Below are 12,510 nucleotides of genomic sequence, written 5' to 3'. Positions count from 1 at the left end.
TAACAAAATAATTAAAAAAACATGAGATTGATGGAGATGAAAAATGACTTATTCATTAAATTGGAACTTAGATACAATTTATCCCGGTGGTATTCATTCACCTGAATTTGCAGAAAAATTAAACTTATTAGCACAACAGATTACTAACTTAGAGACAGCAATTAGTGACTATAATTTAGTTAATGACACAAGTTTTAAAACACTTAGCCAGCTTATTGCAGATAATCAAACTATTTTTTCTGGTCTACGTACAGCCACGCTATTCGTTAATGCTTTATCAGCGGCCGACTATACAAATTCTGAGTATCGTCCTTATCAAACAAAAGTCGCAAAATTATCAGTTGCTTACCAAACACCATTAAATGCGTTTGCTAAACTGTTAACAACTTTTTCAGATGACGATTTTAATCAAGCACTAGCTGTCCCTGCAATTGCGCCAGTTGCCTTCCATTTGAAAGGATTACGTCACCAAGCTGCTCGTCTATTAGATGATAAAACTGAACAATTATTAAACACATTAAAATTGGACGGTTTAGATGCTTGGTCTGAACACTATGACACCATTAGCGCTGGTTTAACAATGACTTATACTGACGAAAATAGTGTCCAACAAACACTATCAGCTGGACAAGCATTAAACCGGATTGATGACTACCCTGACAATACAATCCGCGCTGAAATTATGCGACAATATGAAAAAATGTGGGGTAATGCTGAAAACCTAGCTGCTGACACATTAAATCATTTGGCTGGCGCCCGATTGACTGAACAATCTTCGCATGGTTATGACGACTTTTTAGCAGAACCGTTAGAATTAAACCATCTATCACGACAAACGCTTAACACAATGTGGCAAGTCGTTGATGATAATAAAGCGATGTTTAAGGATTATTTTGAGCGTAAAGCCCAATTACTTGGTTTAGATAAAATTGGTTGGCAAGATCAATCTGCACCAATTACAAAATTAGGTGATTACACCCCTACAACAACAACTTATGATGATGCTGCTGCCTTTATCATTAAAAATTTTGGTAAATATTCACCCAAGATGGCTGCCTTTGCCCAAAATGCTTTTGAAAACCAATGGATTGAGGCAGAAAATCGCCCTGGTAAAACACCAGGTGCTTGGATGGAAAGTGTACCGGATATCCACGAATCACGTATTATTACCACATTTACAGGTTCTGTTAATGATTCAGCAACTATTGCCCACGAAATTGGTCACGGTTTTCACACTTCAGTCTTAACTGATCTGCCCGTATGGCGTGATGATTACGCAATGAACGTTGCTGAAACGGCATCAACCTTCGCTGAAATGTTAATCGCTGACGCTAATGTCCAAGCCGCCAAATCTGATGCCGAAAAAGTTGTTTTACTTGATGCTAAAATGGCTAATCCAATTGCCATGTTCTTAAATATTCGTGCCCGTTTCTTATTTGAAAATAATTTTTATACAGAACGACAAGCTGGTTTTGTACCTGCGACTCGCCTAAATGAACTAATGTCAGCTGCTCAAGAACAGGCCTTTGGCGGTATTTTGGATGAACTTCATCCCCACTTCTGGGCCTCAAAGCTACACTTTTACATTAATGATGTACCTTTCTATAACTTCCCTTACACATTTGGTTACCTATTTAGCCAAGGGATTTACGCTTGGGCCCAAACCCAAGAAAATTTTGAAGAAGCTTACATCGCGTTGCTACGTGATACTGCCAACATGACGACTGAAGAATTAGCCCAAAAGCATCTGGGTGTTGATTTAACGAAGCCTGATTTCTGGCAAGCGGGAGCTGATTTAATTAAAAAGGATATCGATGAGTTCTTAACCCTCTCTGAACAGTTTATCTAAATAAAAACTATTTAAAGTGTCAGCAAGCTACCATATTAAAACGGTTAGGTTACTGACACTTTTTTGTTATACGCAATTAGGTACTTCATCATACAACAGTATCCGCAAATTTTTATTTGGTTCTGCATGCTACAGTAAAATTTGAATTGCTAATTTGGATGATGATTATTAGAATTTCATAAGTTTTAATGTATAATGAACGTAAAGGATTATAGGGGGAATATATTATGAATCTATACCGTTCAACAGATCATCGTGTTTTTGCCGGCGTATTAGGTGGCTTAGCTGAACGCTTTGGTTGGAATGTTAATTTACTAAGAATTATTTGGGTATTACTAACACTAAGTCCCTTCCCGGGTTTGGTTATTTATTTAATTCTTTGGCTACTATTACCTGAAAAATAACAGATTAATTAAAAGGACTGATAAGCTATCTCAGTGAGAGCTTACCAGTCCTTTTTCTATTGGTTGATCAATGATTAATTGACCGATACTAGTTTCCTCGTAACACCTTTGGTAATAATATCACCTGGTTAATAATCTTGAAAACATGCTGAAGTACTATGGTTATAAACCCTTAACAACTAATTTAGAGCATGCTTTTTTGCCAACTGACTAATTTATTTTAAAACTAATTTAGAAGATACACTAGCCAAAGCTATTGTTAGCCCTAGTGGCAGTAATGCCGACGAATCTAGATGACAAACTTCAAATAACATAAATAATGCCATTAATGGGGCTTGCTGTGAGGCTGCTAAGAACCCGACCGCTCCAATAACACCGGCCTGAGCAATAATTGTCATTGATAAACCAGGCATCATAACCAGATAAGCAAACCCAATAATACTTCCTAATGCACCACCAATTGCAATCGACGGTGTCAACGTACCACCAGCCACTCCCGCTTTGATGGTGAGCAAAGTAACAATTGTTTTTAACGCGGCCCCTACTAACAAGAACATAATGAAATTTTGATCAAGATTCACAAAAGAAAATTCAGCTAAGCCACGACCATTCCCCATAATTTGAGGCATTTTCATGGCAATTATTCCGGTTAATAAAGCGACTAATGGTAACTGCCATAAAATTTGTTGTTTCTTAGCATTATGCTTGCCAGCCCATTGGAAACCACGACGGAAAAGACCACCTAATAGTCCCATCACCAATGCAACTACTACGACAAACGGTAACATTTTAATTGAAAAATTCTTATGAGCGATTAAATAATAAGGCACAAATCCCTTCGTAATCGAACCAACGAGCATCGCAATAACAGACATACTCAAACTAACAGATACTGTCCGAATGTCTACTTTTTTTAATAAAATTTCAACAGCAAATAACATCCCCGTAATAGGCGCGATATAAATACCAGCAAACCCAGCTCCTGCTGCAGAAGCTAATAACAAGCGTTGATCATCAACTGATAGTTCAGCTAATCCAATCCGACCTGCAAATTTTTGCCACGTTTGCGCCATCAATGTTCCAGCTTCACGCGGTGCTAATTCACGACCAATTGAACCACCTGTTGCGACATAGAAAATTTGCGTCATGACATGAATAATGGTCACACCAACCGGCATTTTCTCTCCCTGCAACGCTTTATTAATGCTAACAGTTGGTTTACCATACCGTTGGAGCGCATACCAAACCAAGGCAACAATAATACCACCTAATGTCACTGAAAGTAAGCGATTAATAGGTGTTGCAGCAGTAGCAACTGGCATATGTGCATTTTCTTCAAAATGTAAAAATAACTGTTCCACAATATCTAATAATTGCCCTAATAATAATGAGCTAATACCAACAATGATTCCTAATACAATCGTTGCCGTAATTAACGCTATCGTTTGACGTTTTGTTTCAGCTAGCATTTTTAAATAACATCCTATTCTACTTCATATACTTGTTCATCAATTAAATCAAAAGTGTGATGATGTGTGGCTAAAACTGGCTTTAATTTAGCTTGCTGCCAAAATACTTTTGAATTTGTTGCACCTTGATATTCACCAATGACCAACAATTTTTTAGCCGAATAATTTTTACGAATTACTTGTAATAACTCCCAGTCAGCTGTTGAAGTATCAGGGGCCCAACTCGTAATAATTACGCCGACTTGTTCGCCATACTTCTCTAACGCAGCTAATCCCGTCATATTCTCAACAGTTGTAACCGGTTGGTATAGCGTTATATCTGGTTGATCACGCCATAATTGGTTATCAGTCGCAATAATTGTTTGTGTTGGATTGCATGCACGTAATCCAGCCGATAAATAGCCATGTCCGGCCATTAATTCTAAAACAGGTTCTCCTGCCAAATAGGTAGATAAATCTTGAATAAAAGGTGTGGAAACATAGCCGTACATACTAAAATATTCGATTAAGGCATCGCGTAAATGACGAACCAAAAAGTCGACTGCCTCAAGGTCTTCACTCATTTTTCCCCACAATGCATTACCCTTAGCTGGTTGTGTTGGAAATTTATTTAGAATAAATTTTTGGACGTCACTAATCATCGTGTCCGTCACTTCCAAAACCGGCAACTGCTGTGGCAAAAATCCTTGATTAATATCTTTAATAACCTGACTAACTGTTGTAATCAATTGATTGATAGATTTAATTGATTTAAATATTGTTTGATATGACAACAGCTCACTAAGATAATCAATCTCAGTGAGCTGTCGACCAGTATCAAATCGAATTAATTCTGTTTGGTTCATATTCATTCCTTTTTAAAATAAACTTTCTTGATGGTTACTACGTAAATCATCTTCAGCGGTATACGAAACTGGATTCAAATAAGAATTAACATATTGAAAAATATCAAAACGTTGTTGATCCGTTAATGGTTTACCATTAAAATCAATTTCTTTACCTGACAAAAACAGCAATGACAAATCTGTTTTTTCTGACATGGCACGCCCCACTAAAAAATCCATCGAAACATTAAAAAAATCCGCTAATTTACGAACTTCAATATAGGATGGTGAACGGTCACCGCGTTCCCAGTTTCCGATTTGAGCAGCTGTATTTGGTTTTTGACCTGGCTCAAGATGTTTATTCATTTCTTCAGCAAGATTTTCCAATGTGATATTACGACCTTTTCGTAATTCACGTAAGCGATCAGGAAACATATACGCGGCTCCATTCATTAAATATAGTGTAACGGGCTCTCACCCTATTATGACCATTTTACCGAACTTTCGTAACTTTTTCCACAATTTTTTGTGGAAAAATACTTATTTTATCCACATTATGCACAATTAATTCTGATATGTCATCAAAACGACATTCACCGTGACCTGTGTCAAAGCCATATTTTCTGCTATTGTTTGCGTTTCAGGACGTGCTCCCCAATGTAGCGGGGTCATGTGTAATATATCAACGTATAGGTCGCTTGGGATTTCCCATGTATATGTGATTTCACGTTGTGTGGCTGTAGGGTAATTTTCCATAAAGCGTTGCACAACTTTATCATTTTGATACGTATGTTTTGGTGAATCAACTGGATATAATATCTCTCGTAATTCATGCAAATAACCTGATGCTGGTACAATTTTAACTAACGTTCCACCTGGTGCTAAAACTCGCTTAAACTCTTCATACGCACTTGGTGAGAAAAATTCAACAATACTATCAAAACTATCATCCGTAAATGGTAGGTTTGCTAAATCAGCTACTGCAAAAAAAGCCTCTGATACTAGCTGGGTTGCTAAATTAACGCCAGCTTTTGAAATATCAAATCCGATAGCTGTGTCATCTTGTTGACGTAAATCTAATAAACGCTTTAGTGGTGTTCCTTCACCAGTACCAACGTCTAAAATTCGTTGTGGTTGATCAGGTAATTCTTCATACACGGCCTGTACAATCCCGTCAAACAACCCGGCTGTCAGCACTTTGCGTCGTGATGCTAACATACTATCATCGTATTCTGTATTTACTGCCTTGTTCAAAAAATACAATGACCCTTTTTTATTTAAATCTAGGCGATGACCCTGCGGACATACCAAGGTATGTTCAACCATATGGTCATAGGGTTCATTATCAACCAAGCAGCGAAACATGTTTAGATTCTGAGTGACAAATTGAACACCTTTATCAATTTTTTTCATATTGTACCATCATTTTCTATTTGCAAATAAAAAATCAAAGCCCCTGACGAATCTGGTTAACTTTGATTCCTCATATTATTTTTATTTATTCAAAACCATCAGTCGTCATCGAAGCACCAAAAATAGCGACAACATCATCAACTGTTAAATTAACATAGCCATCATTATGATCCAATCGTCCAACGCGAACTGCATTTTGAGCCATCCTTACAAAATTTGTATCATCATTAATATGAACACCTGGTAACGTCATTGGGATTTCCAATGATTTAATCCAATCATACGTTGCTTGAATTGCTGCTTGTGCAACAAGCTGATCATGATCACCCGTTAAATGCCATACTTCACGACCATAACGAGCAAACCGGGCTTGTGTTTCTGTCGATAAAACACGTTTCATCCAGCGTGGGGTTAAGATACCTAACCCAACACCATGGGTAATATCATAATAAGCTGATAATTCGTGTTCAATGGGATGAACAGTCCAATCATTAGCATTTCCTAAGCTAGCAAAGTCGTTTAGTGCCATAGTAGCACCCCACATTAAGTTCGCTCGCGCATCATAGTTATCCGGTTCTTGCACAGCAATTGGCGCCCATTTAATAATGGCTCGCATCATCCCTTCAATAATACCGCTTGTAACATCATTAGCCGTCGCACGGTCAAAGTATTGTTCAGCTAAATGTGAAAAAATATCAAATGAACCGGCAGCTGTTTGCCACTTTGATACAGAATACGTTAACTGTGGATCTAAAAATGAGACTGCTGGCGTTTGCGGACCAAATGAATCTAATTTCATATTTAATTGTGCATTCGATATCACTGAGCCATTGTTCATTTCTGAACCCGTAGCTGCCAGCGTCAAAATATCAACGACTGGTAATTGCGCCAGTTGGTGTCGACGTTTCGTACCAGCTACCCCAATTAAATTCCAAGGATCCCCCTCGTAAAATTTTGCTGAAGCAATTACCTTTGCAGCATCTAATACTGAGCCACCACCAACTGATAAAATCACATCTATCACATGTTCTTTTGCTAATTTTTGGCCAGCACGGATTGATGTCACTTTGGGATTGGGCGCAATCCCGGATAACTCAACAACATTTAAATCTGACAATGCAGCCATAACACGACCATATAAGCCTGATTTTTTAATTGATCCACCGCCATAAGTTAATAATACATTATGCCCAAACTGGGCTACTGCATCATGCAACTCTTCATCAATCCGATTTTTACCAAAGCGAATAGCTGTCTTATTTTGAAAACTAAAATCTTCCATGCAACCTCCCATAATTTAGATTATTGCTTTTTATGCATTATTAATTTATTTTAACCCTCTTTATCTTAACAAAAACATCCTATCGATAACAAATGAATGTCATCAATAGGATGCCTGTAAAACAATTAATATTTTATTTATTCAAAACCAATCGTTGTCATAGAATCATGATACAATGCTGTCACGTCATCAACGGTTAAATTAACATAACCACCATTCTGATTCAATCTTCCAATGCGAACCGCTTCTTGGGCCATTTCAACAAATTTTTCTTCAGAATTAATATCAACACCAGGAAGTATCATTGGGATATCAAGTGACTTAATCCAATCATATGTTGCTTGAATAGCGCGTTGTGCCACGTCTAAATCATTATCCCCAGTTAAATGCCATACTTCACGACCATAACGAGCAAAACGAGCTTGTGTTTCATCTGACAAAACACGCTTCATCCAACGAGGTGTTAAAATAGCCAAGCCAACCCCGTGTGTAATATCGTAGTATGCTGATAGCTCATGTTCAATTGGGTGAACCGTCCAACCATTTTTGTTACCTGAACGGGCGATACCGTTTAGCGCCATCGTTGCACCCCACATTAAGTTAGCACGAGCATCATAATTATCTGGTTCTGCCAACGCAATGGGGCCCCACTTAATAACCGAGCGCATCATACCTTCAATAATACCACTCGTAACATCATTAGCTTTTGCCCGATCAAAGTATTGTTCCGCCAAATGTGAAAATACATCAAATGAGCCGGCTGCTGTTTGCCATTTTGAAACTGAATACGTTAATTGTGGGTCTAAAAATGAAACCGCCGGCGTATTAGGTCCATATGTACCTAGCTTAACATTCAAATCTGGATTTGAAATGACCGAACCAGCATTCATCTCTGAACCCGTTGCAGACAAAGTTAAAATATCCACAACAGGTAACTGATCAATATTCGATCGTGATTGTCCACCACGATCAGCAACTAAGTCCCACGCATCGCCATCATAAAATTTTGCTGAAGCAATTACCTTTGAGGCATCTAATACTGAACCACCACCAACCGATAAAATCACATCAATATCATGGTCCTTTGCTAATTTTTGACCATCGCGAATTGAATCAATTTTTGGGTTAGGGGCAATCCCTGATAATTCAAATACTTGTAAATCAGCTAATGCTTCTTGTACTCGATCATATAGACCAGATTTTTTAATGGAACCACCACCATAAGTTAACAACACCTTTTGCCCAAATTGCGCAACAGCATCATGTAATTCTTCATCAATATGGTGCTTACCAAAACGAATAGCTGTCTTATTTTGAAAACTAAAATCTTCCATACAATCCTCCTACGATTTAGATTGTGACATTATGAATTTAACTATCCCTATCTTAACAAAAACATCCTATCGATAACAAATGAATGTCATCGATAGGATGTTTTACCATGTTTTACAAAGTTTATCCTTTATAAGAACACTTTATCTTGTTAAGTTCATTGCACTTTCAATATCAGCAATTGAAGTTGGCATATTATTGTCTTCTTCAGAAGCAGTAACAATTGGGTCTGCAACGACCTTACCTGAAATTTCTTGATATTGCTTCATTCCAGTACCAGCTGGGATTAGCTTACCAATAATAACATTTTCCTTCAAACCAACAAGTGGATCGTTCTTACCGCGAATAGCAGCATCAGTCAAGACACGGGTTGTCTCCTGGAATGATGCAGCTGACAAGAATGAGTTAGTCTCCAATGAAGCCTTTGTAATACCAAGCAAAACAGGACGACCTGTTGCAGGCAAACCACCCTTAAGCAATGTACCTTCGTTAGCATCACGGAATTGCGCGATATCCATCAAAGTACCTGGCAATAGATCTGTTTCACCTGGATCCATAACACGGACCTTACGCAACATCTGACGAGCCATAACTTCGATGTGCTTGTCAGAAATCTCAACACCTTGCATACGGTAAACCTTTTGTACTTCAAGCACAATGTAGTTTTCTGTTGCCAATGTATCACGAACTTGGATAATTTCCTTAGGATCAGCAGAACCTTCGTTCAACGTTTCACCACGGTGAATATGATCACCTTCACCAACACGCATACGTGATGACATAGGCAAAGTGTAAGTACGTGTATCTGTCTCACCTTGGATAGTTACTTCCTTAGTACGATCAGCAGGATTTTCTTCAATAGTTGTTACTTCACCGGTAACTTCAGTAATCATCGCACGACCCTTAGGGTTACGTGCTTCAAAGATTTCTTGCACACGAGGAAGACCTTGTGTAATATCGTTTCCGGCAACACCACCCGTGTGGAAAGTACGCATAGTCAATTGCGTACCTGGCTCACCGATTGATTGTGCAGCGACAGTACCAACAGCTTCACCAACTTCAACAACATCACCAGTAGCCATGTTACGACCATAGCAACGAACACAAACTCCGTGTTCAGTGTTGCAAGTAAATGCTGAACGAATTGTAACTGTTGTGACACCAGCTTCGATAATGCGCTTTGCAATATCTTCTGTAATCATCTCGTTATGTCCAACCAACTTATCACCAGTTTGTGGTTCAAAGACTGACTTTTGTGCATAACGACCCAAGATACGCTCGTACAATGATTCAATAACTTCATTACCATTCATAATGGCTGAAACATCCAAACCACGATCGCTACCACAGTCATCCTCACGGATAATAACATCTTGTGCCACATCAACCAAACGACGTGTCATATAACCAGAATCGGCAGTCTTTAGGGCCGTGTCGGTCATTCCCTTACGAGCACCGTGAGTTGAGAAGAACATCTCCAAAACAGATAGTCCCTCACGGAAGTTGGCGATAATAGGTAGTTCCATGATACGACCATTAGGTGCCGCCATCAAACCACGCATACCAGCCAATTGCGTAAAGTTAGAGATGTTACCACGAGCTCCAGAATCAGACATCATGAAGATGTTGTTATCTGGTTCGAAGTGTTCAATTAGCTTTTCAGTGATGTCATCTTTAGCCTTATTCCAAATAGCAATAACACGCTCATAACGTTCTGAATCAGTAATCAAACCACGACGGAATTGCTTTGTAACAGTTGCAACTTGCTTGTGAGCATCTTCGATAATTTCTGGCTTTTCCTTCAAGTCAGTAACGTCGGCAACTCCCACTGTCAAACCAGACTTAGTTGATTCATCATAACCCAAGTCCTTCATACGGTCCAATAGCAATGATGTTTCTGTAACCTTGTAAATCTTGTAGACTTCAGCAATAATGTCTGACAAGTAACCCTTCTTAAATGGTGGCAAGATTGGTGTCTCAGCGTAACGTGCCTTGATATCCTCACCTGGTTCCAAGAAGAAACGGTTGTCAATTTCATGTAAATTAGCTTCTGTTGGCTCGTTCAAGTATGGGAAGTCTGCTGGCAAGATATCATTAAAGAATAGCTTTCCAACAGAAGTCATCATAATACGTGAACGTTGCTCAGCAGTAAATGGCTTTTCAGCAGACAATGAGGCTGTTTGGATACCAATACGTGTGTGCAAATGCACATACTTGTTTTGGTAAGCCGTACGAACTTCATTAAGATCCTTAAAGATCATGCCTTCACCTTCACGACCAGCTTCTTCAGTCGTTAGGTAATAGTTACCGATAACCATGTCCTGTGATGGTGCCACGATAGGCTTTCCATCCTTAGGTGCCAAAATGTGGCCCGCAGCTAACATTAGCAAACGCGCTTCAGCTTGTGCTTCATCAGATAGTGGCACGTGAATGGCCATTTGGTCCCCATCAAAGTCGGCGTTATAAGCTTCGGTTACCAATGGGTGTAGACGCATCGCCTTACCAGAAACCAAGACTGGCTCGAATGCTTGAATACCCAAACGGTGCAACGTTGGTGCACGGTTCAATAGAACTGGGTGCTCCTTAATAACATCTTCCAAAACATCCATAACATCTTCATCATGGCGGTCAATCTTACGCTTAGCAGCACGGATGTTACCAGCTAAATCACGCTTAACCAATTCCTTCATAATGAATGGACGGAACAATTCCATAGCCATTGGGCGAGGTAGCCCCATTTGGTTCATCTTCAAGAAAGGACCAACGTCGATAACTGAACGACCAGAATAATCGACACGCTTACCAAGCAAGTTTTGACGGAAACGTCCTTGCTTACCCTTAAGCATGTGTGATAGTGACTTCAATGGACGGTTACCAGGACCGGTAACTGGACGACCACGACGACCATTATCAACCAATGCGTCGGCTGCTTCTTGCAACATACGCTTTTCGTTTTGCACGATGATACCAGGTGCATTCAACTCTAGCAAACGCTTCAAACGATTGTTACGGTTAATAACACGACGGTACAAATCATTCAAATCTGAAGTGGCAAAACGGCCACCTTCAAGTTGAACCATTGGACGCAAGTCAGGAGGGATAATTGGAATAACATCCATAACCATCCACTCTGGCTTGTTACCAGACTTTACAAAGGCTTCAATAATGTCCAAACGACGGACAGCACGAACACGCTTTTGACCAGTTGCTTCACGCAATTGTGCCTTTAGTTCTGTTACTTCCTCTTCCAAGTCAACATTTGATAACAAGGTTTGGACAGCTTCAGCACCCATACCAGCTTCAAAAGCATTACCATATTCTGCCTTTAATTGACGATACTCACGTTCTGATAGCAATTGCTTTTCAGTTAGTGATGTATCCCCAGGCTTAGTAACAACGTATGAAGCAAAGTAAATAACTTCTTCAAGTGAACGTGGTGACATGTCCAAAACGAGTCCCATACGTGATGGGATACCCTTGAAATACCAGATATGTGATACTGGTGCTGCCAACTCAATGTGACCCATGCGCTCACGACGAACCTTAGCTGAAGTTACTTCAACCCCACAACGGTCACAAACGATGCCCTTATAACGGATACGCTTGTACTTTCCACAGGCACATTCATAATCTTTTGTAGGTCCGAAGATACGTTCATCGAAAAGGCCATCTTTTTCAGGCTTAAGTGTACGGTAGTTGATTGTCTCAGGCTTTTTTACTTCACCGTAAGACCAGCTGCGAATCTTATCTGGGCTTGCCAGACCGATCTGCATACTTTCAAACTTATTGACATCGATCAATTGTTCGACCCCTTTCATAGGTTCTTTATACAATTCCGACCTAAAATTCTACTAGGATTGTCCTTAGTATGCCGACTATTAGCATAATACCCTTCACACTAAGCACAAACCTAGCAAAAACTAGGTCGGCTACACTT

At 39.4% G+C, this 12,510-nt stretch carries 9 protein-coding genes; 2 read left to right on the top strand and 7 right to left on the bottom strand.

Features of this window, described 5'->3' with window-relative positions:
* The first annotated feature begins 43 nt into the window (after nt 1–43).
* Together FFM61_RS01395 and FFM61_RS01390 are read left to right on the top strand one after the other, a co-directional pair.
* Entirely contained in the window at nt 44–1,849 is a 1,806-nt protein-coding gene (locus FFM61_RS01395; protein ID WP_074426764.1) for a M3 family oligoendopeptidase, read from the top strand.
* Nucleotides 1,850–2,076: 227 nt separating this feature from the next.
* Complete coding sequence (locus tag FFM61_RS01390; protein ID WP_074426763.1) at nt 2,077–2,253, top strand: PspC domain-containing protein; 177 nt, start codon at nt 2,077–2,079, stop codon at nt 2,251–2,253.
* A 215-nt stretch (nt 2,254–2,468) separates the two neighbouring features.
* Here the strand turns inward: FFM61_RS01390 and FFM61_RS01385 are convergent, their stop codons facing one another.
* The 7 genes from FFM61_RS01385 to rpoC all read right to left on the bottom strand — a co-directional run bounded on the left by FFM61_RS01385 (nt 2,469) and on the right by rpoC (nt 12,373).
* Nucleotides 2,469–3,722 carry a chloride channel protein gene (locus tag FFM61_RS01385; RefSeq protein ID WP_074426762.1) on the bottom strand — a complete coding sequence of 418 codons (1,254 nt, stop codon included), beginning with the start codon at nt 3,720–3,722 and terminating at the stop codon, nt 2,469–2,471.
* A gap of 14 nt (nt 3,723–3,736) precedes the next feature.
* A complete protein-coding gene (locus tag FFM61_RS01380) occupies nt 3,737–4,567 on the bottom strand; it encodes an SAM-dependent methyltransferase (protein ID WP_083194389.1) in 831 nt (276 codons plus the stop codon).
* A 12-nt stretch (nt 4,568–4,579) separates the two neighbouring features.
* Nucleotides 4,580–4,981: a helix-turn-helix domain-containing protein gene (locus FFM61_RS01375; RefSeq protein WP_042491925.1), complete on the bottom strand. Its 402-nt coding sequence runs from the start codon at nt 4,979–4,981 to the stop codon at nt 4,580–4,582.
* A 129-nt stretch (nt 4,982–5,110) separates the two neighbouring features.
* Nucleotides 5,111–5,959, bottom strand: coding sequence for a methyltransferase domain-containing protein (locus tag FFM61_RS01370; RefSeq protein ID WP_074426760.1), 849 nt, complete (start codon nt 5,957–5,959; stop codon nt 5,111–5,113).
* Nucleotides 5,960–6,044: 85 nt separating this feature from the next.
* Nucleotides 6,045–7,241: an iron-containing alcohol dehydrogenase gene (locus tag FFM61_RS01365; RefSeq protein WP_074426759.1), complete on the bottom strand. Its 1,197-nt coding sequence runs from the start codon at nt 7,239–7,241 to the stop codon at nt 6,045–6,047.
* 137 nt (nt 7,242–7,378) lie between these two features.
* Complete coding sequence (locus tag FFM61_RS01360) at nt 7,379–8,575, bottom strand: iron-containing alcohol dehydrogenase (protein ID WP_074426758.1); 1,197 nt, start codon at nt 8,573–8,575, stop codon at nt 7,379–7,381.
* Between the two features lie 141 nt (nt 8,576–8,716).
* Complete coding sequence (gene rpoC, locus FFM61_RS01355; RefSeq protein ID WP_074426757.1) at nt 8,717–12,373, bottom strand: DNA-directed RNA polymerase subunit beta'; 3,657 nt, start codon at nt 12,371–12,373, stop codon at nt 8,717–8,719.
* Nucleotides 12,374–12,510: the final 137 nt, after the last annotated feature.

It is taken from the genome of Weissella hellenica (genome assembly GCF_005405545.1).
Classification (GTDB): Bacteria; Bacillota; Bacilli; order Lactobacillales; family Lactobacillaceae; genus Weissella; species Weissella hellenica.
This window is presented reverse-complemented; position numbering and strand designations above follow the sequence as displayed.